General features: G+C 70.0%; 21 protein-coding genes. 10 read left to right on the top strand and 11 right to left on the bottom strand.

Annotation, left to right across the window (positions count from 1 at the left end; genetic code table 11):
- Nucleotides 1–54 precede the first annotated feature (54 nt).
- From RT2_RS20475 to RT2_RS20485, 3 genes are all read right to left on the bottom strand, one after another.
- Complete coding sequence (locus RT2_RS20475; RefSeq protein WP_083577520.1) at nt 55–588, bottom strand: GtrA family protein; 534 nt, start codon at nt 586–588, stop codon at nt 55–57.
- The gene (locus RT2_RS20480; RefSeq protein ID WP_072846647.1) at nt 585–1184 is read right to left on the bottom strand and encodes a TetR/AcrR family transcriptional regulator; all 600 of its coding nucleotides are present in this window, start codon (nt 1182–1184) and stop codon (nt 585–587) included. Before RT2_RS20480 ends, RT2_RS20475 begins: the two co-directional genes overlap by 4 nt.
- A gap of 82 nt (nt 1185–1266) precedes the next feature.
- The gene (locus tag RT2_RS20485; RefSeq protein WP_072846648.1) at nt 1267–2778 is read right to left on the bottom strand and encodes an MFS transporter; all 1512 of its coding nucleotides are present in this window, start codon (nt 2776–2778) and stop codon (nt 1267–1269) included.
- 520 nt (nt 2779–3298) lie between these two features.
- Between RT2_RS20485 and RT2_RS20490 the strand changes: the two genes are divergently transcribed.
- Together RT2_RS20490 and RT2_RS20495 are read left to right on the top strand one after the other, a co-directional pair.
- Nucleotides 3299–5788 (top strand): winged helix-turn-helix domain-containing protein, encoded by a 2490-nt coding sequence (locus RT2_RS20490; protein ID WP_072846649.1) that lies wholly within the window; start codon nt 3299–3301, stop codon nt 5786–5788.
- Nucleotides 5789–5941: 153 nt separating this feature from the next.
- Nucleotides 5942–6166, top strand: coding sequence for a DUF8691 family protein (locus RT2_RS20495; RefSeq protein WP_072846650.1), 225 nt, complete (start codon nt 5942–5944; stop codon nt 6164–6166).
- Nucleotides 6167–6239: 73 nt separating this feature from the next.
- Here RT2_RS20495 and RT2_RS20500 read toward each other — a convergent pair whose 3' ends face one another.
- Together RT2_RS20500 and RT2_RS20505 are read right to left on the bottom strand one after the other, a co-directional pair.
- On the bottom strand, nt 6240–6986 hold the full coding sequence (locus tag RT2_RS20500; RefSeq protein ID WP_169888470.1) for a pentapeptide repeat-containing protein: 747 nt from the start codon (nt 6984–6986) through the stop codon (nt 6240–6242).
- Nucleotides 6987–7107: 121 nt separating this feature from the next.
- Entirely contained in the window at nt 7108–8814 is a 1707-nt protein-coding gene (locus RT2_RS20505) for a SulP family inorganic anion transporter (RefSeq protein WP_072846652.1), read from the bottom strand.
- A 214-nt stretch (nt 8815–9028) separates the two neighbouring features.
- Here RT2_RS20505 and leuA point away from each other — a divergent pair, with 214 nt between their 5' ends.
- Nucleotides 9029–10837 carry a 2-isopropylmalate synthase gene (leuA, locus tag RT2_RS20510; RefSeq protein WP_072846653.1) on the top strand — a complete coding sequence of 603 codons (1809 nt, stop codon included), beginning with the start codon at nt 9029–9031 and terminating at the stop codon, nt 10835–10837.
- Between the two features lie 120 nt (nt 10838–10957).
- Nucleotides 10958–13084 carry an oxidoreductase gene (locus RT2_RS20515; RefSeq protein ID WP_072846654.1) on the top strand — a complete coding sequence of 709 codons (2127 nt, stop codon included), beginning with the start codon at nt 10958–10960 and terminating at the stop codon, nt 13082–13084.
- Between the two features lie 49 nt (nt 13085–13133).
- Here the strand turns inward: RT2_RS20515 and RT2_RS20520 are convergent, their stop codons facing one another.
- From RT2_RS20520 to RT2_RS20530, 3 genes are read right to left on the bottom strand one after another with little or no spacing between them, the layout of a single operon-like run.
- Nucleotides 13134–15041, bottom strand: a complete 1908-nt coding sequence (locus RT2_RS20520; protein WP_072846655.1) for an alkyl/aryl-sulfatase — start codon at nt 15039–15041, stop codon at nt 13134–13136.
- Nucleotides 15042–15095: 54 nt separating this feature from the next.
- Nucleotides 15096–15446, bottom strand: coding sequence for an SHOCT domain-containing protein (locus tag RT2_RS20525; protein WP_072846656.1), 351 nt, complete (start codon nt 15444–15446; stop codon nt 15096–15098).
- A 41-nt stretch (nt 15447–15487) separates the two neighbouring features.
- Nucleotides 15488–15913: a DUF6325 family protein gene (locus RT2_RS20530; RefSeq protein ID WP_072846681.1), complete on the bottom strand. Its 426-nt coding sequence runs from the start codon at nt 15911–15913 to the stop codon at nt 15488–15490.
- 188 nt (nt 15914–16101) lie between these two features.
- Here RT2_RS20530 and RT2_RS20535 point away from each other — a divergent pair, with 188 nt between their 5' ends.
- Nucleotides 16102–16479 carry an SHOCT domain-containing protein gene (locus RT2_RS20535; RefSeq protein ID WP_072846657.1) on the top strand — a complete coding sequence of 126 codons (378 nt, stop codon included), beginning with the start codon at nt 16102–16104 and terminating at the stop codon, nt 16477–16479.
- 85 nt (nt 16480–16564) lie between these two features.
- Here RT2_RS20535 and RT2_RS20540 read toward each other — a convergent pair whose 3' ends face one another.
- The gene (locus tag RT2_RS20540) at nt 16565–17464 is read right to left on the bottom strand and encodes a LysR family transcriptional regulator (protein WP_072846658.1); all 900 of its coding nucleotides are present in this window, start codon (nt 17462–17464) and stop codon (nt 16565–16567) included.
- A gap of 85 nt (nt 17465–17549) precedes the next feature.
- Between RT2_RS20540 and RT2_RS20545 the strand changes: the two genes are divergently transcribed.
- From RT2_RS20545 to RT2_RS20565, 5 genes are all read left to right on the top strand, one after another.
- Nucleotides 17550–18023: an SRPBCC domain-containing protein gene (locus RT2_RS20545; protein ID WP_139191118.1), complete on the top strand. Its 474-nt coding sequence runs from the start codon at nt 17550–17552 to the stop codon at nt 18021–18023.
- Between the two features lie 91 nt (nt 18024–18114).
- Nucleotides 18115–19068, top strand: coding sequence for an EamA family transporter (locus tag RT2_RS20550; protein ID WP_072846660.1), 954 nt, complete (start codon nt 18115–18117; stop codon nt 19066–19068).
- A 102-nt stretch (nt 19069–19170) separates the two neighbouring features.
- Complete coding sequence (locus RT2_RS20555) at nt 19171–20430, top strand: MurT ligase domain-containing protein (protein ID WP_245709102.1); 1260 nt, start codon at nt 19171–19173, stop codon at nt 20428–20430.
- Nucleotides 20423–21139, top strand: a complete 717-nt coding sequence (locus RT2_RS20560; RefSeq protein ID WP_072846661.1) for a type 1 glutamine amidotransferase — start codon at nt 20423–20425, stop codon at nt 21137–21139. Before RT2_RS20555 ends, RT2_RS20560 begins: the two co-directional genes overlap by 8 nt.
- 65 nt (nt 21140–21204) lie before the next feature.
- Complete coding sequence (locus RT2_RS20565; RefSeq protein WP_072846662.1) at nt 21205–21831, top strand: maleylpyruvate isomerase family mycothiol-dependent enzyme; 627 nt, start codon at nt 21205–21207, stop codon at nt 21829–21831.
- A 319-nt stretch (nt 21832–22150) separates the two neighbouring features.
- Here the strand turns inward: RT2_RS20565 and RT2_RS20570 are convergent, their stop codons facing one another.
- The gene (locus RT2_RS20570) at nt 22151–22927 is read right to left on the bottom strand and encodes a VOC family protein (RefSeq protein WP_072846663.1); all 777 of its coding nucleotides are present in this window, start codon (nt 22925–22927) and stop codon (nt 22151–22153) included.
- Between the two features lie 119 nt (nt 22928–23046).
- Nucleotides 23047–24417, bottom strand: a complete 1371-nt coding sequence (locus RT2_RS20575) for an NAD(P)/FAD-dependent oxidoreductase (protein WP_072846664.1) — start codon at nt 24415–24417, stop codon at nt 23047–23049.
- Between the last annotated feature and the right edge of the window lie 51 nt (nt 24418–24468).

Genomic DNA, 24468 nt, shown 5'->3' on the forward strand with positions numbered 1-24468 from the left:
ATTCAATTATACGGCAGAACCAGGTGGTACTCCGGCGTATTCCCGCGACCCGGCTCAGCGTGCGACGGAGAAGACCCAGCCGCGCAGCGCCAGGAACCGGAACACGCCGACGAGCGCGCTGACCGCGACGACGAGGATCGCCTGTACGACGCCGGGCGCCGACGGGAACCACACCCCGACCAGGGCCAGCGCGGACGTGCTGAGGGCGAGGCCGACCAGCGCGAGGCCGCCCGCCTCCCACTGCGCGGACAGCCAGTCCACCCGCTCGGCCGCATTGAAGGTGAGCCGCCGGTGGAGTTCGTTGGCCAGCACCGTGCTGAGCGCGACGCCGGCGACGTTGGCGAGCAGGGATCCCTGACCGCGCAGCAACAGGAACACCATCGCGTAGACGATGTTGCTCGAGCCGCCGACCAGGACGAACCGGGCGAACTGCGCGGCCGTGCCGTCGCCACGCAGGCGGCACCGCCGCGGCCGTCCCCGCAGCCAGTGATAGGTCGCGTCGTCGGCCTCGACGGGCACCGGCGCCGGGACTGCCCCGTCGCCGACCTCGGGCACGAGGTCGCCGCCGCGCCCGATCACCTCGCTCATCCGCGTGTGGTGGGCTCGTGCCAGGTCAACGCCGGCATCAGCACGCCGTCGATGATCCGTTCCACCAGCTCCTTGCCCACCGGGGCGGCGAGCACGGTCAGGTGGTGGAAGGTGACGGCGGGGAACACGGAGCCGATCATCTCGAGGTCGCGGCCGGCGGGAACCTCGCCGCGCGCGACCGCCCGGCCGACGATCGCGGCGAAGATCGCCTGGTGCGGCTCCGAGACCGCCACCCGTACCGCCTCGCGCAGTCCGGCATCGTGAGCCATCGCAGTGAGCAGGCCGGCGACCACGGCGTCGCGACGGGAGTCCGGGTCGAGCCAGATCGACGACATCAGCAGCAGGTCGCCGCGCAGCGTGCCGGTGTCCGGTTCCGGGTACTCGCCGTGCAGTTGCGCGACCGCGTCGGCGACCAGTTCGCTCTTGCCCGCCCAGCGGCGGTAGACGGTGGCCTTGCCGGCGCCGCACCGGGCGGCGACGGTTTCGATGGACAGACGGTCGTACCCGACCTCGGCGAGCAGGTCCTGAGTGGCGACGAGAAGTGCGCGGTCGAGGTCCGCGCTACGCGGACGGCCGGCCTTCGACGGCGATGACACTGGTGTCCTCCAATCCAGGGGCGACGGCCCTGCGGCCGCCGCCCCCGATCCTGTCAGCTGCGGAATTGTCCGATCCCGGCAGTCAGCCCGCGTGTACCGGTGGGGCCGACTCGCCGGTGGCGGCCTTCGCGTTGACGGCGGTCACGGTGACCACCAGCCCGACCACCAGCAGCACCGCCGCCACGGCAAACGCGGCGGTGAATCCCTCGGTCAGGGCGTTCGACGCCTGCGCGAGCAGTGACTCGTCGCCGGTGCCCAGCGCCCGGAAGTACGCCTTGTCCGCGTCGGCGAGCGTGCCGTTCGCGGCGGTGGTGGCCACCGTCGAGAGCAGGGCGAGCCCCATCGCGCCGCCGATCTGCTGGGCGGTGCTCAGCAGGGCGGACGCGATGCCGGCGTCGCCGTCGGTCACCCCGGACACCGCGCCGAGGGTCATCGGCAGGAAGGTGACGCCGAGGCCGAGCGCGGTGACGAACATCGCCGGCAGCAGGTGCGTCCAGTACGACGAGTCCGGTTCGAGGAAGGCGAACCAGGCCAGGCCCACCGCCGCGAGCACCAGGCCGGGACCGGCGAGCAGCCGGGCCGGCACCCTGCCGGCGAGCTTCGAGCCCATCGCCGCGCCGAAGCCCATGCCGAGACTGAAGGGCAGGTAGGCCAGCCCGGTCTGCATCGGCGAGAAGCCGAGCACCTGCTGCATGTAGAGCGAGAGGAAGTAGAACATCGCGAACATCGCGGCGCCGACCACCAGCATGGTGGCGTAGGAGCCGGACCGGTTGCGGTCCTTCAACAGTCGCAACGGCATCATCGGGTGGTCTGAGCGGGTCTGGATCACCAGGAATCCCACCAACAGGACGGCGGCGGCGGCGAACAGCGCCAGGGTGACGGAGTCCGTCCAGCCGGACTCGCCACCGCGGGTGATCGCGTAGACGAGACTCACCAGGCCCAGGGTGCCGGTGATCGCACCGGGCACGTCGAGGCGACCGGTCATGCGGTCACCGACGGGCAGTATGCGGGTGCCGGCGAGCAGCGCGACGCCGATCGGGACGTTGACGAAGAAGATCCACCGCCAGTCCAGGTAGTCGGTGAGTACGCCGCCAAGCAGCAGGCCGAGGGTCGAGCCGATGCCCGACATGGCCGCGTAGACACCCATCGCCTTGTTGCGGGGCCCGCCCTCGGGGAAGGTCGTCGCGATCAACGACAGCGCGGTGGGCGCGGCGATCGCCGCCCCGACGCCCTGCAACACACGGGCCGCGATCAGCAGTTCGACATTGGGCGCCAGGCCGCCGAGCAGCGACGCGAGGGTGAACACGGCGATGCCGATCCGGAACATCCGGCGTCGGCCGAACAGGTCACCCGACCGGCCGCCCAGCAGCAGCAGGCCGCCGAAGGCCAGCACGTAGGAGTTCACCACCCAGGCCAGTCCGGACGCGGAGATGCCGAGATCGGCCTGGATACTGGGCAGTGCGATGTTGGTGATGGTGCTGTCGAGGATCACCATCAGCTGCGCGGTGGCGATGACGACGAGGGCGAGGCCCAGGTGCCTGGGCGCGCCGGTGCCGGGCGCGGCGGACGCGCGTGCCGACGAGGTGGTGGTCATGGCTGGCCTTCCGAAGTTGTGATGACGGTCGCCGGCGTCCTGCCGTCCGACCCGCAATATAGATACGGAACGGTATCGTATTTTATTCCGCACGCGACGGCCCGGCGTCCGGAACCGACCTCGCGATCGCAGCGCGCGACGCCTCGTTCGCCGATCCCCGAGGCCAAACGCCGCCACGTCGCCGCGGCCCGCGGCGAGGGGCGAACACCGTCCGCCGCAGTGGACCGGCCGCTGACGACACCCCATAGGCACTCGAACGACACGCAAAAATCCGTGACCAGGGTTACGCTCCCTATCAACTGGCCCCGATGCGGCTTGCCGCATGGGGGTGCGTTGGTGCGTGCGCACCGGCGTCGTCGTCCGTGGGGGAAGAGGCCAGATGTCCGTTACGAGCTGGGATACGCGCCGAATACGAACTTGCCCACCGTCATACACCAATCCGGCGATTCGCCGACAACGACTACTCGACACACTCTCCGACCTGACACTTCCGACAGAGCGATCTGCCGGCACGGTCGTGATGCTCAGCGCCCCAGTGGGTTCCGGAAAGACCATGCTGCTCTCCGACTGGGCCGCCGAGGTGGCCGACCGCCCGGGAGGCCCGGCGCTCGCCTGGCTCACCGTGGAGGAATCGGACAACGACCCGATTGCCCTGCGCACGTCTATGCATGTCGCACTGGAGAATTCGGGCGACGCCACATTGGCGGACGCGGTTCGGCCGCTGCCACCCGTCACCGACGGCGACTACCCCGGTGAACTGACGCGCGCGCTCGGCACGCTCGGCGACCCGATCGTGATGGTCCTCGACGACGCGCACCTGTTGCACGAACCGGCGGCCCTCGATGCGATGAACGAGATTCTTCAGTGGGCCCCGCCATCGCTCTGCACCGTCGTCGCTGGGCGGTTCGCACCGCCGCTGGCCGTGCACCGGATGCGACTCGACGGCCGGGTCCACGACTTCTCGTCCAACGAACTGGCATTCACCGCAGAAGAGACCACCACCATGTTGGCCGAGCACGGGGTCAGCCTGGACGAACCCGAACTCGCGATGATCCGCGACCGCACCGAGGGTTGGGCAGCGGGCCTACGTCTGGCCGCGATTTCCCTTGCCTGCCAGCGCGATCCCGCGGCGATGATCGCAGACTTCAACGGGGACAACCGGATTGTGGCCGACTATCTGGTCAACGAAATCCTCGACGGCCTTCCCGACCCGTGCCGCCACTTCGTGGTGGAGACGTCGGTCCCCGAACTGTTCACCGTCGAACTGGCCGAGGCGCTGACCGGAAACACCGACGCCCGAACCATTCTCGACCACCTCGAGCGCAGCAACTTCCTCGTCGAACGGGTCACCGGGTCCCCGGGCTGGTACCGGTACCACCCGCTGCTGCGGGAATACCTGCGCGCCGAGGTGGGCCGACAGGGTCACCGCGCGGTCACCGACCTCGAACAGACCGCGGCGGCGTGGTTCGGCCGCAGCGGCGACTACCTGCCCGCGCTCGAGCACGCGTTGCATGCCGGCCAGGACGAGGCGCTGTTGGCGCTGCTCGAAGAACGCGGCCTGCACCTGGTCCTCGCGGGACGCGGCGAGGCGGTGATCGGGGTGCTCGACCGCGCGCCGCGGTCGGTGCGCTCCGCCCCGTCCATCCGATTGCTCCGCGCCGCAGCCGAACTCGACCGCGGCAACGACGCCGCCGCCACCTCGCACCTCGGGGTGGCGGATCGCCACACCGACGACGCCTCCGAACTCGCGGTCCTCGAGGACGCTCTGCGCGTGCAGTTGGCCGTCCAGAGCGGGGGCATCGCGGACGCCCTCGAGACCCTGCAGGCGGCACCGGTCGGTGCCACCGGCAATCCCGAGCTCGATGCGTTCTCCCGGGTCCAGGAAGGAATGGCCGAGCTGTACCTCGGACGGATCGGTCCCGCCGACCGACACCTCGCCGATGCACTGGCCGACGCCCGCGCCGCCGACCTGTCCGCCGTCGTCCTGCAGGCCCTCGCCGCCCGCGCCGCCGCGGCAGCCTACCGGTGCCGGCTCACCGAGATGACCGAGCTGGCCCGGCAGGCCGAGAACTTCGGCCGGGCAAACGGCCTGACCGGAACCCTGTACTTCCACGTGGCGCAACTGCTGACCGCCTGGGCCCACTACCTGCGAGTGGAGGACGAGCCGATGCGTCGGCTCGGCGCCGAGTCGGCGCTGGGCCTGGCGGGCTGCGGCGACCCGGCGATCGCGCGCGCCGCCGCGTGCCTGGCGGCGCTGTTCGACTTCGAGGACTCCGAGAACCCGCACGCGTTGGCCCGGGTCATCCACGAGAACGCCGCTCCAGAACCCGGCCGGCCGCTGCCGCCCGGTGTCACCGCGCTGCTCGCGCCGTCCCTGCAACGCGCGTTCCTGAACGTCGGCGAGATCGGCTGGGCCGGCCAGGTCGCCGACCTCGCCGCGCGCGAACTCGGCGACTGCGGCGAACTGGCGGTCCTGGCCGCGTCGATGGCGGTGCACCACCGTCGCGGCGACGCGGCCCGCCGTGATCTCGCCCCGGTACTGAGCGGCAGTGTCCCGTGCACCGCCGACACCACCCTGGTCCGGGCCTGGCTGATGGAGGCGACGCTCGCCGACGACCGCAACGACCCGATCGCGGCCCACGCGGCGCTGCTCGAAGCCCTGACGCTCGCGGAGCCGAGCGGGATCCTGCGACCGTTCTTCGACTCCGGCGACCAGATCCGGGACCTGCTCGACCGCCACCACGGGCGCTTCGGGGTCTACGACGAGTTCGCCGCGGCCGCCCGGTCGGCCATCCCGAAGGCCGCCGGCTCCCGGTCCGACCTGCTGACCCCCCGCGAGATGGAACTGCTCCGAGAGCTGCCGTCCTGGCGCACGGCCGAGGAGATCGCGGCCGACCTGTTCGTGTCGGTCAACACCGTCAAGACCCACCTGCGGGGGGTGTACCGCAAGCTGGGAGTGCGGACCCGCCGGGACGCCATCACCGCGGCCCGGAACCGCGGCCTGCTGTGAGCACGGCGTCGCAGGCGGGCGGTTCCGGCCACGTATCGGGCGGTCTCACCACCCGAGGGTGAGGCGGATCACGCCCGGCCCGGCAACACTGGATTGCGTCGGCCAGCGCGTCCCGGTCGGCCCGCCGAACACCACACCGAGGAGGTCGCGTCGGTGGCACATCCCCCGTACTCCCGGGTTCGCTACGAGTTCCTCCTGCGGGGCGAGCTGTCCGAACGTGCCCTCGCCGCCTTCCCCGAGCTCGAGGTGTCCGCCACACCGCATGCCTACACGACGTTGTACGGCCCGATCGACAACGACACCCAGCTGCGCGGCATGCTCGCCCGCTTCGATGCGCTGGGCATCACCGTCGTCGAGATGCGACGACTGCCGGACTGACCCCGAAAACGACTGTGCGCGAACGACACCGAAGTTGGGTGTCGATCGCGCGCAGTCCTGGATCTGGTGGTTCCTAGCCGACACCGCTGATGTTGGTGGAACCGGTGACGGCCGAACCGATCATGGGCGCGGGCGGCGGCACGTACTCGCCGCCGGTTCCTTCGCCACTGATGTTGGTCGAGCCGGCGAACGCCGAGCCGAACAGGGGGGTGTCCGGGGTGACGGCCGGCAGCGTGGCGCTGCCTGCGCTGCCGTTGTCGGCGGGTGCCTCCCCCTCCTTGGTCACGGCGCCGGCCAGATTCTGATCGAGTGCCCCCGCCAGGTTCGCGCCGATCAGGCTGGCGCCGGAGAACCGGGCGCCCTTGAGATTCGCCTCACGCAGGTCCGCGTGGTCGAAGTTCGCGTCGGGCGCATAGGCGTTGGTCAGGTTCGCCTTGGCCAGATTTGCGTTGGTGAACAGGGCGAGCGACATGTTGGCCGCGGTGAGGTCGGCCCCGGAGAGGTTCGAATCCGCGAGGTTCGTCCCGGTCAGGTTCGCACCGGCCAGCTTCGCGAAGGACAGGTCCATCTTCTCCAGTGCCGCGCCGGCGAGATTCGCGGCCGCGCAGTCGGTGAACTTGTCGACGGTGGGCTTCGAGACGATGACACAGCCGTTGATCGTGGTGTCCGCGCTCGCGACGGGGGCCAGCACGGCCAGTCCCGCGAGCGCGATCCCGGTACCGGCGAGGACTGCAGCACCTCGGCGCACCAGACCGCCCCGGACGGAAGCTCGTCGAAGATCGACTGCGGCCCGGGCGGGGCCGTTCACGAATGCCGACATGCACATCTCTCTTCCCAGAAACCAGCTACAAGCGAGGCGTAAATCCTGATCCGACGGCCATACAGTAGCCAACCAGCGTCAGCGACGGTCCCGGTTTTACGAAACAAGCGTCCAGGTCCGTTCAAACGGTGTATTCGGCGCGCACCGCGCGCACCAACCGGCGCTCGGCCGCCTCGACCGCGTCGAGGGTGGACTCGCCGAGTGTGCTGGTCGCGGCGAAGGTCTCGAGCACCACACCCTGGGTGGCCAGCCGCCCGGGGTTCCACTGCTCGAGGGCCTCCGGAGTCAGTCCGCTCAGATACAACCGGCCACCGAGCCCATCCAGCCGTGCCGCGTAGTCGGCGACCACCTTGAAGAACGTCGCCCCGAGCGTGGTGCGCCCGCGCAGGCGCAGGACCACCTCGGGTGACTCCGCGTTCGCCGGGTCCGGCAACCGGACCTGGAGCGTCCGCGCGCCCGCGTAGAAGAGGCTGCCGTACACGTCCAGGACCACCACCTCCCGGTCCTTCAGCGTGTTCGGTGCGACGTGTTCGACCAGGGTCCCGTCCGGCTGCGGCACCAGCCGGACCACCCGCAGGTCCACCGCCTCCTGGTTCAGCTGCAACAGGATCGACAGGACCACGCCGATCCCCACCGCCGCGGTCACCGGGAGGATCAGAGTCGCCATGAAGGTGATGACAAGCGCGAGAATCGAACTCGGCCCGCTACGCAGGATGGAGAGGATCTGGGCGGGCCGGATCGAGCCGACCGCCGCGAAGACCAGCACCGCGGCCAGTGTGGGCATCGGGACCTTGCCGACCAGCCCGGAGAAGGCGACCAGGATGACGAGCATCCAGAGGCCGGAGAAGATCGCGCCCCAGCGGCTCTTCGCGCCCGCCGAGTCGTTGAGCGCCGTCTGCCCCACCGAACCGCCGACCGGCATCCCGCCGAACAGGCCGGAAGCGATGTTGCCAACTCCCTGCGCGGAGAAGTCCCGGTTGGGGCGCGACCGGGACCCGTCCCGGTTCGGCGACGCTTCCGCCACACCCACGCCCTGCACCAGCACGATCGCGGCGACGGCGAACCCGCCGCCGACCAGCGACGGCGAGAGCAGGCCGAAGTCGGGTAGTTGCGGGAGCGGGATCCCGGTCGGGATGGCCCCGACGTCGGCCACCCGCGCGACGCTGTCCAGCCCGAGCACGATCACCACCAGGCAGGGCACCACCAACGCGATCAGGGCGCTGAACAGGGCGAGGCGGGTACGGGAGAGGACCACCAGCAGGAGCAGGGCCAGCAGCCCCGTCAGCAACGACGCCAGGTCGACGGCCGACGGGTGGGTGAGCACGTCGAGTGCCTTCGCGATCGCGACCGACCCGGTGGCGCTCACCCCGGCGAGGTCACCGATCTGGCCGAGCACGATGTTGACCGCCACCCCGGTCAGGAACCCGGTCATCACGGAGTGCGAGACGAACCGGGTGTACCGGCCGAGCCGGAGCAGAGCGGCCGCCACCATCACCGCACCCGCGACCAGGGTCAACAACATCACCGCCCCGGCCCGGTCCGGCTCCGGAACCTCGGCCAACACGGACCCCGCGGCCAGTGCGGCGGCGCTGGTCGTGGTGATCACCATCAGCTTGGTGCTGGTCTGCAGGCCGCCGAACACCGGCCCGGCAAAGCTCGCGTACAGACCGTGCACCGGGTTCACGCCGGCGAGCACACCGGCGGCCATGCCGTCGGGAACGCTGCTGATCGCGCCGGGGATTCCGGCTACGAGGTCGGACTTGAGGGACCCGCGTTCGGGTAGCAGTTCCCGGGACCACCGGCCCACCCACGACGGAATCGACACCATCGTCCGAGCGTGGGGCACGGCGGTCGGCCGGTCATCATTCCCGGCGGGTGAACACCCGCCCCGACGCGGCGGCGCGTAGACTGCCGTACATGCAGCGGGCGCTCCTTCTTAATCGCCGCGACGGGGTCTGATTCAGACTGGCTTCCCGTCGCGGGGTTCAGTCGCGCCGGTCGACCCATCGGACTACCCGTCCCCTCAATTCGGAGATTCGTCAATGTCACCCGCCGACGCTTTTACTTCTGGATCGCGCACCATCACGCCGCCGTCCAAGCCCGCCCCTGCCGACCAGCCCGCCTGGAACCCGCAGAAGAACTCCTCCATGCCGACCTACCGGTACCGGCCGTTCGCCGACGAGGTCGAGCCGGTCACCCTCCCCGACCGCACCTGGCCGGACAAGGTCATCGACCGTGCCCCGATGTGGTGCGCGGTGGACCTGCGTGACGGCAACCAGGCGCTCGTCGACCCGATGAGCCCGGCCCGCAAGCGCCGCATGTTCGACCTGCTGGTGCGGATGGGCTACAAGGAGATCGAGGTCGGCTTCCCGTCCGCGAGCCAGACCGACTTCGATTTCGTCCGCGAGATCATCGAGGACGGCGCGATCCCCAGCGACGTGACCATCCAGGTGCTGACGCAGTCGCGCCCCGAGCTGATCACCCGCACCTTCGAGGCGTGCGAGGGCGCCGAGAACGTCATCGTGCACTTCTACAACTCCACCTCGATCCTGCAGCGGCGGGTGGTCTTCCGCGCGGACCGCGTGGTCATCAAGAAGATCGCCACCGACGCCGCCGAGCTGGTGCTCACGGAGTCCAAGAAGTACCCGGACACCAACTGGCGCTGGGAGTACTCCCCCGAGTCCTACACCGGCACCGAGCTCTCCTACGCCAAGGAGGTCTGTGACGCTGTCACCGAGACCCTCGGCGCCACCCCGGCCAACCCGGTGATCCTGAACCTGCCCGCGACGGTCGAGATGGCCACCCCGAACGTGTACGCCGACTCGATCGAGTGGATGCACCGGAACCTGGCGCGTCGCGACTCGGTCATCCTCTCGCTGCACCCGCACAACGACCGTGGCACCGGCGTCGCGGCCGCCGAACTGGGCTACCAGGCCGGCGCGGACCGCATCGAGGGCTGCCTGTTCGGCAACGGCGAGCGCACCGGCAACGTCTGCCTGGTCACGCTCGGCCTGAACATGTTCACCCGCGGGGTCGATCCCCAGATCGACTTCTCCAACATCGACGAGATCCGTCGCACCGTCGAGTACTGCAACCAGCTGCCCGTGGCCGAGCGCCACCCCTACGGCGGCGACCTGGTCTACACCGCGTTCTCCGGCAGCCACCAGGACGCGATCAACAAGGGCCTCGACGACATGAAGGTCACCGCCGACTCGCAGGACGCGGACGTGGCCGACATCCTGTGGCAGGTCCCCTACCTGCCCATCGACCCGAAGGACGTCGGCCGCACGTACGAGGCCGTCATCCGCGTGAACTCCCAGTCCGGCAAGGGCGGCGTCGCGTACATCATGAAGGCCGACCACGGCCTGGTGCTGCCGCGGCGACTGCAGATGGAGTTCTCGCAGTCGGTGCAGAAGCTGACCGACGGCGAGGGCGGCGAGGTCTCGCCCAAGGAGATGTGGGACGTCTTCAACGAGGAGTACCTCGCCCCGATCACCCCGCTCGAGCGGATGCGCCAGAAGGTGACCGCGTCCGAGGTCGACGGCGGCACCGACTCCATCACCGCCGTGGTGAAGGTGGGTGGCAAGGAACAGGAGATCTCGGGCAGCGGCAACGGCCCGCTGGCCGCGTTCGTCGACGCGATCGCCACGGTCGGCTTCGACGTTCGGGTCCTGGACTACAGCGAGCACGCCATGTCGGCGGGCGACGACGCCAAGGCCGCCGCGTACGTGGAGGCCGCGGTCACCACCCCGGACGGCACCAGCAAGGTGGTGTGGGGCGTCGGCGTCGCCACCTCGATCACCACCGCCTCGCTGCGGGCCGTCGTCTCGGCGGTCAACCGGGCGCACTGAGCGAGACTCCGCAAAGGGGCCGCACCCGTCGGGGTGCGGCCCCTTTCTGCGCGGTGGACCCAGTCCCGCTGATCGGAAACGAGCACCACCCCGGCGCCCGTTTCGCATTGACTACCGGTCGTGACGACCCGACACCAGACGTTCCCGCACCTGCTCGCTCCCGGCGCCATCGGGCCGATGACGCTGAGCAACAGGGTCGTCCTCCCTGCCATGGACATGAACCTCTGCGAGGACGGCGAGATCCATCAGGGCGACATCGACCACTTCGCCGCCCGCGCCGAGGGCGGCACCGGGATGATCATCACGGGCTGCTGCGCCGTCGCGTACCCGGCGGGCTGCACCAGCCGCAAGGAGCCGGGCCTGTCCGAGGACCGGTTCATTCCCGGACTGAAGGCCCTCGCCGACGCGGTCCACGAGACCGGCAGCAAGCTCTGCGTGCAGATGACGCACCACGGCAAGGTCGCCCGGATCGACACCCTCGACGGCCGCCCGCAGCTGGTGCCGTCCATTCCGAAGCCGCCCGGTGACATGAGCGCGATGGCCGACTGCACCCCCGAGGAGCTCGGGAAGATGGCCGCCATCCAGGAGGGCAAGAAGGCCACCTACCGGGAGGCCACCAAGGACGATCTGGAATGGCTGGTCCGGATGTTCGCGGAGGCGGCCGGCCGGGTGAAGGCCGCCGGCGGAGACGCGGTCGAGATCCACTGCGCCCACAACTACGTGCTCGGCGGCTTCCTGAGCCGCTACTCGAACCAGCGCACCGACGAGTACGGCGGATCCCTGGAGAACCGGGCCCGGCTGACGTGCGAGGTGATCCGCGCGGTCAAGAACGAGGCCGGCGACAGCCTCGCCGTCATCGTTCGTCTGGCCGGGCAGGAGTACGGCGAGTCCGACGGCCTGACCCCCGAGGAGGCCGCCGGCGCGGCCGCCATGTTCGAGGCGGCCGGCGCGGATGCCATCCACGTCACGGGCACCGCGCTGAATGCGTTCGCGAACTTCACCGACGGCCCGCTGCCCGACAAGGTCGGCTACTACACCGACAATGCGACTGCGGTGAAGCGCGCGGTGTCGATCCCGGTCATCACCGTCGGCCGCATGCTTCCCGAGGTCGGCGAGAAGATGATCTCCGAAGGCCGCACCGACTTCGTCGCGATGGGCCGTCAGCTGCTGGCCGACCCGGAACTGGTCAACAAGCTCGAGACGGGGCGCACCGCGCAGGTCCGTCCCTGCATCAACTGCTACGTGTGCGTGCAGGAGAACTTCTGGGACGACACCCCGCTGTGTGCGGTCAACCCGGCGCTGGGCAACGAGACGCTGCTCCCGTTCCCGACCACGACGGCCCGCAAGCACATCGTGGTGGTCGGCGCCGGCCCGGGCGGCCTCGAGACCGCGCGCGTCGCGAGCGAGCGCGGCCACCGCGTCACCGTGCTGGACAAGACCGACCGCCTCGGCGGCACCCTGTGGTTCTCCACGTTGACCACGCCCGACAACGAGCGACTGCTGAACTGGCTCACCCACGAGGCGACGCGTCTCGGTGTCGAATTCCGACTGAAGACCGACGCCACCGCCGCCACGGTCAAGGCCCTCGCGCCCGACGTCGTCGTGGTCGCCACCGGTGCGGTTCGGGCGCGGCCGAGCGTGCCGGGCGGCAACCTGCCCCACGTGCACACCGGAGACAGCCTCCGTGCCCTGATGACCGGCGCCGGCGACGTCTCGGACCAGTCGCTGTTCCTGCGGACCATGGGCAAGCTCGGCGGGCTCGTCGGCATCACCAAGAGCCCCGAGAGGATCCGCGTCCTGAGCCGCAAGTTCCTCAAGTTCCTGCCGATGAGCAAGAACGTCGTCGTCATCGGCGGATCGCTCGTCGGCCTCGAACTGGCGGAGTTCCTGGCGGAGCGGGGCAGCCGGGTGACCCTGATCGAGGAGGGCCAGCAGCTCGGTGTGCCGATGGCGATGCCGCGCCGCTGGACCGCGGTCAGGCACGCCGGCGAGCTGGGCGTGGACATCCAGCGCAACGCGACGGTCGAGCGCATCAACCGCAAGTCCGTCGAGTTCACGGTCGGGGGCAAGACCCTGTCCGCGCCGGCGAACATGGTCGTCGTCGCGTCGGGTGTCTCGGCGGCGGCACCGCTGGCCGACGCGCTGGCCCGCGACGGCGTCGACGTGCGCGTCGTCGGCGACGCCGGCGAGGTCGACTACATCGAAGGCGCGATGCACTCGGCGTGGAGGGTGGCCACCGAGATCTGAGCACGTCGTAACTCAGCCGCGGCCAAGGGATCTCACCGCGACTACGCGGCTAAGGGGTGACGATCGAGAAGTCCGGGTCGGGCGCGTCGAGGTAGCCGGCGAGCTCGGCCAGCTTGCCGAGGTCGCCCTCCGCCACGATCCGGCCGTCGGCGATCGCGGCTCCGAGGTCCACCCCGCCGAGCAGTACCCCGAGCAGCAGCGGTCGCGCCAACGTGAAAGTAGCGTCGGCCGCCGGGAACTCGGCGCCGAGGTCTCCGTCGAGGTCGAAGTGCACCAGCAGGCCGTTGCGCAGCTGGGTCCGGTGCACGAGGTTCTCGTCGGTGACGTGCCAGTCGACGACCACCTGCGCCGCCCACGCCCGCGGACCGTCGACCCGCAGGGATAGTGCGTCGAACACCTGCTCCACCGACAGCGCCGCCGCGATGTCCGGCGCGGACGGACTGGTCGGCGTCCCGACCGAGCCGTGTCGCAGCTCGTACGCCCCGGTGAGATAGAAGTTCCGCCAGGTCCCGTTCTCGGCGCCGAAGCCGAGCTGCTCGTACGTGTCGGCCTGCAACGCCCTCGCCTCCGCGTTGTCCGGGTCGGCGAAGATCACGTAGTTCACCACCTGTGCGACCCAGCGGAAGTCCCCGGCGGCGAAGGACTCACGGGCCTTGCGCAGCACCTCGGCGGCACCGCCCATGAACTCGACGTGCCGTTTCGCCGACTCGGTGGGCGGGTGTTCCCACAGGTGGGCGGGATTGCCGTCGAACCAGCCCATGTAGCGCTGGTAGACGGCCTTGACGTTGTGGCTGACCGACCCGTAGTAGCCGCGGGTGTGCCAGGCCCGCGCCACGGCGGGCGGCAGTTCGAACTCCTCGGCGATCTCGATCCCGGTGCGCCCCTGGTTGATCCGTCGCAACGTCTGGTCGTGCAGGTATCCGTAGAGGTCGCGCTGCAGGGACAGGAACTCGGTGAGCCGTTCGGTGCCCCAGGTCGGCCAGTGGTGCGAGGCGAACAGGACGTCGGACCGTGCGGCATAGCGGTTGATCGACTCGGTCAGGTACTTGGACCACACGTGCGGGTCCCGAACCAGCGCGCCGCGCAGGGTGAGCAGGTTGTGCAGGGTGTGGGTCGCGTTCTCCGCCATGCAGAGCGCGCGCAGGTCCGGGAAGTAGAAGTTCATCTCCGACGGCGCCTCGGTGCCCGGCGTCATCTGGAACTCGATGCGAACCCCGTCGACCGTCTCGACCTGGCCGGTCCGGGACACGTCGACGGTCGGGGCGAGGAGGGTCGGGGTACCGGTCGAGGTGGTCTGCCCCAGCCCGGCGCCGATCGCACCCCGCGGTCCGCGGGGCAGCGCGGCGCCGTACATGTACGCTGCCCGGCGGCCCATCGCGGTGCCGGCGTAGACGTTCTCCGCCACCGCGTGCTCGACGAGCCCTACCGGGGCGAGGATCGCGCAGCGGCCCGCGGCCACCTCCTCTGCGGTGGTGACGCCCTTGACGCCGCCGAAGTGGTCGATGTGCGAGTGCGTGTAGATCACCGCGGTGACGGGGCGGTCGCCGCGGTGCGCGCGGTAGAGCGCGAGCGCGGCGGCCGCCGTCTCGGCCGAGATCAGCGGGTCGATGACGATGACGCCGGCCTCGCCCTCGACCAGGGTCATGTTCGACAGGTCGAGGCCTCGGACCTGGTAGATCCGTTCGGCCACCTCGAACAGGCCCTGCTTGGCCACCAGCCTGGACTGACGCCACAGGCTCGGGTTCGCGGTGGGTGGGCACGGCTCCTCGAGGAACGCGTAGGAGTCGTTGTCCCACACCACCGTTCCGGCATCTCCCGTCACGACACCCGGAGTCAGCGCGGCCACGAAACCGCGCTCCGCATCCAGGAAGTCCGAATCATCGGAAAACGGCAGGCCCTCCGCGACACCCGCGTTGGCCGTCGCGATCTCGGGCGTTGCTCCGTCGGGCTCTGACATGCGGTTGCCTCTCGGTGAGGTGTCGATGCGAACCGGTCGAACTCGGCTTCGGCGTCAGCCGAGCAGCTTGGCCTTCGCGGCCGCGAACTCGTCGTCGGTGAGCACTCCGGAGTCGCGCAGCTGCCCGAGTTGCTGCAGCTTGGCGATCAGGTCGTCACCCCCGGCCGGCGCTGCTGCCGGCGCAGCTGCCTGCTGCGCCTGAACCTGCTGCGCATACGCGGCCTGCTGCTGCGCGGCCTGCTGCTCCGCCTGCTGGTCGGCGTAGGCCTGCTGCTCCTCGGCCTTCCGCTGGGACCGGCGGTTCATCGCATTCGACGTCGCCTGCGCGGTACCCGCGACCACCGCGGTGCGCGCGACGGTGCCGAGCAACCCGGGACGCCCGACGCGCCTTGCCCTGAAAACCATGGGATTCTCCTGTCTGCGAAGATCGCTGTGGGTGGGACTGGTCAGAGGACCGCGTTGATGGCCGCCAGGACGTCGTCCCGCGGAATCTGGACGTGCAGCGCGACCTCGCCGCCGGCCGCGGTGACGGTGGTGGCCACGTTCCGGGCCCAGGTCTCCTCGTAGACGATGATCGCAGCGGACGAGTTCGGCTCGAGCGAATCCCGGACCACGTCCAGGTCCTCGTCGCTGATCAGGGCCTTGGCCTCGATCGAGAGGATGGCGAGTCCGATGTCGTCGAGGTCCTCGTCGACGTCGATCTGGGTGATGTTCCCGTCCGCATCCTTGGCGATGTAGACGAGGTCGAGCAGGGTCACGTAGCCACGATCGACCACGTCCTGGATGGCCTGAACGGCCGCGGGATCCACGCGCACGCCGGGAAAGCTCAGGACCACGAGCTCCACCGGACCTATGTTCACTGGCTCAGTCATGGCGTCCATTCTGCGCGCTCGACGGCCGCCACGTGCGGTAGTCCGGAGACGGGCGCGCCGCCGCCCGGAGGTCACCGACTGTTCACCCGCTGCGGCGCTCTTTCACCTGTGAAGAGTGAGGCGGGCTCGACTGCGGTCTGCGATTCTCAGGCGAACACTCGGATCCACTGGAGATACAGGAGCCTCACATGTCGTTCTGGGACATCATCTGGTACATCATCGTCTGCTTCGCCTTCATCGCCTACCTGATGCTGCTCTTCTCGATCATCGGCGACCTCTTCCGCACCGAGGGGACCTCGGGCTGGGTGAAGGCACTCTGGATCGTCTTCCTCATATTCGTGCCATTCATCACCGCGCTGATCTACCTGATCGTCAACGGTGACGCGATGACCAAGCGCTCCGTGCGGGCGGCTCAGCACATGAAGGACCAGCAGGACGCGTACATCAAGCAGGTGGCCAGCGGTAAGTCACCCGCCGAACACATCGCGGACGCCAAGGCCCTGCTCGACAGTGGCACCATCACCGAGACGGAGTTCCAGGCGCTCAAGGCCAAGGCGCTCGCCTGACCTCTCGCCGGAGTCGGCTGGTTCGACTGCGCCGCAACGGCACCGAGGCTCCCGCCACCGGGTGGGCCCGGTGCCGTTGCGCTGACTACCCCCGCTCGACCACGGCCCGCGCCTCGGCACGGAAGGCGTCGAGCACCGCCTCCACCGCCGGACGCTCCGCGGCGGCCGGCCGAGTGGCCAGATCGTAGATCCGCGCGGCCCGGATACCCGCCAGGTGCGTGTGCACCAGGCCGGGGTGGGCGACCGCATGCCTCGGCATCAGCGCCACCCCGTGACCGGCCGCGACCAGCTCCTCGATCACCCGGAAGTCGTTGATCCGCTGCACCACCCGCGGCCGGACACCGGTCACCGCGGCCACCGACTCCAGCACGTCGTCCACCGGGAACCCGCCGCGCACGCTGATCCAGCTCTCCTCCGCCAGTTCGTCGAGCTCGACCCCCGCCCGGCCCGCCAGCGGATGCCCGGGCCAGAGCACCAGGTCGATGGGTTCGCGCATCAGCTCCTCGATCCGGACCCGCGGCGACGCCACGGTCGGCGCGCGCTCGTCCCGGTGGGTGAGGATCACGTCGAAGTCCGCCAGCAGGTGCGGCACCGCCGACGCGGGTTCGTCCACGTCCTGCGCCTCGACGTTGACCCCGGAGCCGGCGAGCCGGCGCAGCAGGCCGGGCAGCATCAACGCGGCGCCGGAGGGGAACAACGCCACCCGCACCCGCCCCCGGGGCGAGCCGCGGTAGGAGTCCATCTCCGCGGTCGCCCGGTCCAGCGCCGCCAGCACGTCCTCGGCCCTCAGCACCAGTGCCTGCCCGGCGGCGGTGAGCCGGACCCGGCGGCCGTCCGGTTCGAGGATGGCGACGCCTGCCTCCCGGGCGAGGACCTTCAGTTGCTGGGAGACCGCGGACGGAGTCAGGTTCATCGCGACGGCGGTCGCGGCCACCGTGCCCCGGTCGGCCAGTTCGCGGAGGACCCGGAGACGCTCGACATCCATGCGGTGAAGCTACGGTATTCGCCGGACAACGTTCCCGGCGCCAACTGAGCTCGGGACATTCGCATCCACCGATCGGGGGGACCTCGTGGGGTACGCATCTTTCAGCAACTGGCGTCGGATGGAAGGCGACCGGCAGACCATCTGGAACGCCTTCACCCATCCGGTGGAGTGCGGAGCGTACGAGGAGCACAAGACGGAGACCGTCCTGCCTCCCGACTTCGAGATGGCCGCGGGACAGAGCTGGGACAGCAAGCACGGTGAGGAGTGCGACTTCGACATCGTGCGGTGGAGCATCACCAAGTACGTGCCGCACGAGTTGATCGCATACTCCGGAAAGCAGCGCGGCATCCGCCAGGACGTGACGCTCACCATGGAACCCGAGGGCAACGGCTACGTCCTGACCGAGTCCATCCGCTTCCGCCCGGCCTTTGCCGGGCGGATCGGATCGCAGCTGGTGTCGTGGCTGCTGCTGGCAAGCGGCCTGCTGGCCAAGGTCGGAGACGACAAGGGCGAGTTCCTCGATCTGCTCGAGGAGCATCTGGAACAGACCTACGGGTAGGCCCGGAGGTACGATTCGTACAGCACATCTACATGAACCATCCAGTTATATTCGATTGTCCTGATGTTTAGGTTGGCGCACCATTGTCCGGGTGACCACTCGCGACCGCCTACTCGGACTGACCGTCGTGCTGCTGTGGGGGCTGAACTTCCTGGCCATCCGCGCCGGCCTCGACCATTTCCCGCCGTACTTCTTCGCCGGGCTCCGCTTCCTGGTCATCGCGGTCCCCGTGGTCCTGTTCGTCCCCCGTCCGGCCGTGCCGCTGCGGTGGCTGCTGCTCTACGGCGCCGGGTTCGGCGTCGTGCAGTTCGCGTTCCTGTTCTGGGCCATGAGCACCGGGATGCCGACCGGGCTGGCGTCCCTGGTGTTGCAGTCGGCCGCCCCCTTCACGGTGCTGCTGGGTGCGGTGCTGCTCCGCGAACGCGTGAGCCGACGGCAACTGCTCGGCATCGCGGTCGCCGTGGCCGGCATGGCGATGATCGGCTGGGACCGGGCCCAGCACGCGACCTTGCTGCCGCTGCTGCTCACCCTGCTCGCCGCGCTGGGCTGGGCGTTCGGCAACATCGGCAGCCGGCTGGCCCGGCCGGACAACCCGATGCGGCTGATGCTGTGGATGACCGTGATCCCGCCGCTGCCGCTGCTGGCGCTGTCCGCAGTGGTGGAGGGGCCCACCACCGGCTGGTCCGCCCTCGGACAGTCGCTGAGCCCGAACGGCTGGCCCGCCTTGGCCGGACTCGCGTACATCGTCGTCCTGGGCACCATCGCCGGGTCCGGCCTCTGGACCGTGCTGATGAGCCGGTACCCGGCGAGCACCGTCGCGCCGCTGTCGCTGCTGGTGCCGGTGGTCGGCATCGGCGCTGCCTGGCTGGTGCTCGACGAAAAGCCGAGCCCGCTCGCCCTCGCCGGCGCGGTGGTGGTCGTCGGCGGCTGCCTCTTCGGGACCTTGCGGGCGAACCCTCGCCCGGCGGACCCGACCGTCACCGCGCCGATGCCCGACTCGGCAGCGCCCGTGACCTCCCCCACCCCGGTGGCGGCACGCGTCTGACCGATCGGTCCGGTGTGGAAAACTCTGCCCGTGGCAATTGACGATCGTGGGGCAACGAGCCCGGGGAATTCTGGGTCGACCCGCCAGCGCACTCGGTTCTCCGTGCGCGGCCGGCTCGCACTGCGCGCCGCCGCGGCCGCGTCCTGGGCCTCGCAGAAGGCCGGCCGGGGCAAGGGTTCGATGATCGGCGGGTTGATCGCGCTCAAGATCGACCCGACCCTGATGTCGCAGCTCGGCAGCGGTAAGCGGACGGTGCTGATCACCGGCACCAACGGCAAGTCCACCACCACCCGGATGACCGCGGCTGCGCTCGCCACCGTCGACGACGTCGCCACCCAGGCCGACGGCGCCAACATGGACGCCGGCATCGTCGCCGCGCTGAGCGTCCACGTGGACGCGCCGCTGGCCGCAATCGAGGTCGACGAGCTGCACGTCCCCCACGTGAGCGACGCACTGAACCCGGACGCAGTGGTGCTGCTGAACCTCAGCCGCGACCAGCTCGACCGGGTCGGCGAGATCAACATGATCGAGCGCAAGCTGCGGGCCGGGCTGGCCCGCCACCACGGCGCCGTCGTCATCGCCAACTGCGACGACGTGCTGGTCGCGTCCGCCGCCTACGACGCGCCGAACGTGGTGTGGGTGGCGGCGGGCGGCGGCTGGGCCGGGGACTCGGTGAGCTGCCCGCGCAGCGGTGAGCCCATCGTCTGGGAGGAACGCACGGGCGACGCGACGGGCATCGCCTACAACCACTGGCGCAGCACCGGCACCGACTTCGAGCGGCCCACCCCCCAGTGGTGGCTCGACGACGAGAACCTCTACGGCCCGGACGGCCTGGTCCTGCCGATGACGCTGGCCCTACCCGGAAAGGCCAACCGCGGCAATGCCGCCCAGGCCGTGGCCGCCGCGGTGACGATGGGCGCGGCCCCGGCCGACGCCGTCGCCGCCGCATCCGCGGTCCGCGAGATCGCCGGCCGGTACGCCGCGGTGCAGGTGGGCCCGCACTCGCTGCGGATGCTGCTCGCCAAGAACCCGGCGGGCTGGCAGGAGGCCCTGTCGATGATCGACCCCGACGTCGACGGCCTGGTCATCGCGGTCAACGGCCAGGTTCCGGACGGCGAGGACCTGTCCTGGCTCTGGGACGTGCGCTTCGAGCACTTCGAAGGCGTCAAGGTGGTTGCCGCGGGCGAACGCGCCACCGACCTCGCGGTGCGCCTGACCTATGCCGGCGTGGAGCACACGCTGGAGCCGGACCCGTTGCGCGCCATCGCGTCCTGCCCGCCGGGCCGAGTCGAGGTGCTCGCGAACTACACCGCGTTCCGCGACCTGAACACCGCCATCGCCAAGGAGGACAAGGATGTCTGAGTCGACGGTGCGGATCGGCCTGGTGCTGCCCGACGTGATGGGCACCTACGGCGACAGCGGCAACGCCCTGATCCTGCGGCAACGACTGCGGATGCGCGGCCTGGACGCGGAGATCGTGGAGATCACGCTGTCCGACCCGGTGCCGGACTCGCTGGACGTGTACACCCTCGGCGGCGCGGAGGACGCGGCGCAGCGGCTCGCCACGCGGCACCTGGCCCGGTACCCGGGGCTGCAGAAGGCCGCCGAGCGCGGCGCGCCGGTGCTGGCGATCTGCGCGGCCATCCAGGTGCTCGGGCACTGGTACGAGACCTCCGGCGGCGACCGCGTCGAGGGCGTGTCGATGCTGGACGTCACCACGTCGCCGCAGGCCACCCGGTCGATCGGCGAGGTGATCACCCGGCCGCTGCTCGACGGGTTGACGCAGCCGCTGACCGGGTTCGAGAACCACCGCGGCGGAACGACTCTCGGCCCCGACGCGACGGCACTCGGCCGCGTCACCCACGGCGTCGGCAACGGCGTCGGCGACGGACTCGAGGGCGTGGTGCAGGGCTCGGTGGTCAGCACCTACATGCACGGCCCGGTGCTGGCCCGGAACCCGGAACTGGCGGACCTGCTGCTGGCCCGTGCCACGGGTGTGGACGCGCTGGCACCGCTGCAGCTCGACGAGGTGGACCGGCTGCGCCGGGAACGGCTCGCGGTCGGTCGCTGACGGCGGCGCGGCGACGGGTGTAGCTTCAGCTCCAGTGAGGGGTACACCTCGTCCCGGGAGGACAGATGCCTGCTGCAAGCCCGTGGCCCGCGATCCACGCCGAGCGCGGCGCCCTGGCCGACGACCTCGCGTCCCTGCGTGAGGACCAGTGGTCCACGCCGTCGCTGTGCCGCGGGTGGTCGGTGTGGGAGACGCTGGGTCACATGACCGCGACCGCGAAGATGACCCCGGCCAAGTTCGTCCTCGGTATGTTCGGGACCGGGTTCCGCTTCGAGTCGTTCACGGCCAAGAACATCGCCCGCGAGACCGCGGGCACCCCCGCTGACACGCTCGCGGAGTTCCGGTCCGTGCAGGGGTCCACGTCGTCGCCGCCCGGCCCCGTCGACTCCTGGCTCGGCGAGACGATCGTGCATGCCGAGGACATCCGACGGCCGCTCGGCATCGCGCACACCTACCCGGCGGACGATGTGCTCCGGGTGGCCGACTTCTACAAGGGCTCGAACCTGCTGATCGGCACCAAGAGCCGGATCGCCGGTGTGATGCTGCGCGCGACCGACGTCGACTGGTCGACCGGTTCCGGGCCGGAGGTCACCGGCCCGATGCTCTCGTTGCTGATGGCGATGACCGGCCGCGACGTCGCGCTGGCCGACCTGTCCGGCGACGGCCTCGCCACGCTCACCGAGCAGATGTAGCCGCTGTGCCCGCAGTCGACGTGCGGACCGAATACACAAGAGCCCGCAAATCCTGAACGACCCCAGACAGGGGTTCGGCCGGGGATGTAGCGATTAATCGCATCCTCGGCCGGATCTCTGCTTCTCAAGATTTCCGACCGTTACCGGTCTGCTTTTCCTGATCCGCACCACTGACGGTACGCCCGCCACCGCACCCGCGCAATAGCCCTGACCAGCATTTCTGTCAGATTTTTCGGGTGCGACCGGCCCACTTCCACGGGCGCTGCCCAGCCCGACGCCGCCGCGCGGCGACGCCGGACGGAGGCTAGGCGCGTCGCGGTCAGGACTCCGCGATCATCGCGATCTGGAATGCCGCACCGAGCGGGTCGGCGACGGCGGCGAGCTTGCCGAACGGCGTGTCCTCGGCGGGGCGCAGGATGCGGCCGCCGAGCTCGGTGACCTTGGCGAGCGCGGCGTCCAGGTCGTCGACGCCGACGTAGAACTGCCAGAACGAGGGCGCGCCTTCGGGCAGGAATCCGTCCGCGTCCATCACCCCGGCCACCATCTGCTTGCCGATCATCGCCTGCGAGTAGCGGAATTCGTCGGTGTCCCCGATCGGGGTGTAGCTCCAGCCGAACACCTTCTCGTAGAACGGCAGCGCGTCCGTGTAGCTGCGGGAGAGGGTCTCGAACCACACCGGCGCACCGGGCTCGTCCACCAGACTGAAGCCCTGGTGCTGGTCGGGCTGCCAGACGCCGATCACCGCGCCGGCCGGGTCGGCGAGGATTGCCATGGTGCCCTGCGGCCCGACCTGCATCGCCGGCATCAGGACCTGTCCGCCGGTGGCGGCCGCCGTGTCCGCGGTCGCGGCGGCGTCCCCGGACTTCAGGTAGATCGTCCACACGTTGCCGTACGGGTTGCCCTCCTGCTGCGGACCGAGCCCGGCGATGGGCTTGCCGTCCTTGCTGAAGATGGCGTACCCGCCGTACTGCGGGTCCTCGTTGGAGTCCGCGGCCCAGCCGAACAGGCCACTGTAGAAGGGTTTGACCTGTTCCGGATCCGAGCTGGTGAGGTCGATCCAGCAGGGTGCGCCGGCAAGTGGCTGGTGATCAGGCACGAATGTCTCCTTGGGCCGAGTGGTGCGAAGGAAAGGGTGCGACCCCAAACCTACGCCCGGGCACCGCCACTCGCCCGGCGTCCGGCACCGTCGAGATCAGGCGGCGCGGCCGCCGGCGATCAGGAGACGGAGACCGGCACCCGCTTCTCTGCCTGCACCTCGGTCTTGATCAGCTCGGTCTTGATCGGCTCGGTCTCGACCGACTCCGGCAGCGCCGTCTCCGTCGCGCCGGCCTTCTGCGCGTAGTAGAAGTGCGGGCGGCGGTGCCCCAGGAACGAACCGAACCACGACATCACCGCGATGTACCGGTTGCGGAAGCCGACCAGGTACATCATGTGCACGACCAGCCACAGCACCCAGGCCAGGGCGCCGGTGAGCTCGATCTTCTTCACCTTGGTCACCGCGCGGAAGCGGTTGATGATCGCCATGCTGCCCTTGTCGCGGAACTTGAATGCGGTGCCGCGGGGGGTCTTGCCGAGGATCGTGCGGGCGACGTGCCGTCCGCCCTGCATCGCCACGGGCGACTGGCCCGGCAGGTTGTTCAGCGAGGTCATGTCGCCGATCGCGAAGATGTCGGCGCGGCCGCCGACGGTCAGGTCCTGGTTGACCAGGAGGCGCCCGGCGCGGTCGGTCTCGCAGCCGGTGCGCTCGGCGAGCACCGAGGCGAAGTCGTTGGCCTGCACGCCCGCCGACCAGATGATCGTCTCGGCGGTGCGCCGCTCGCCGGCCTCGCTGCCGTGCGCCTTGAAGGTCGCGCCGTGCTCGTCGATGTCGGTGACGAGGGTGTTCAGCACCACCTCGACGCCCGACTTCTCCAGCGACACCTTGGTGTACTCGCTGAGCTTGCCGCCGTACGCGGGCAGCGCCACACCGGCGCCCTCGACCAGGGTGACGGTGACGTCGGCGGCGGTGATGCCGCGGATCGACTGCTCGAAGTAGCGGCCCGCGAGCTCCTTGATCTGGCCGGCCAGCTCGACGCCGGTCGCGCCGGCACCGATGACGATGAAGCTGAGCAGGTTCTTGCGGCGCTCCGGGTCGGCGGTGGTGTGCGCCTCCTCGAAGCAGCGCACGATCTGCGAGCGCAGCCGCTCGGCATCGTCGACGGTCTTGAGTGCGTAGGTGACCTTCGCGAACTCGTCGCGGCCGAAGTACGACTGCCGCGCCCCGGTCGCCGCGACCAGCGAGCGGTACGCGATCGTGTGGCGCACGCCGCCCGCCAGGTAGTCGAGCTCCTGGTCGTCGGGTCGCACATCGACGACCCGGCCCAGCCGGACGTCGGCGTTCGGGTACTTCGCGAGGATCGAACGGACCGAGGGGGCGATCTCGCCGGCGGAGAGCACGCCGGTGGCAACCTGGTAGAGCAGGGGCTGGAAGAGGTGCTCGGTGGTCTCGGAGATGAGGACGAACGGCGTGCCGGCCTTGGCCAGCTTCTTGGCCGTGGCGAGGGCACCGAAGCCCGAGCCCACGATGACAACCTCAGTGCGGTCCATGCCTGCCTCGCTCACGAAAACCTCCAGCTCGATCAGATGTATGACAGCCAC

This window comes from Rhodococcus tukisamuensis NBRC 100609 (assembly GCF_001894985.1).
In the GTDB taxonomy this organism is placed as follows: domain Bacteria; phylum Actinomycetota; class Actinomycetes; order Mycobacteriales; family Mycobacteriaceae; genus Rhodococcus_G; species Rhodococcus_G tukisamuensis.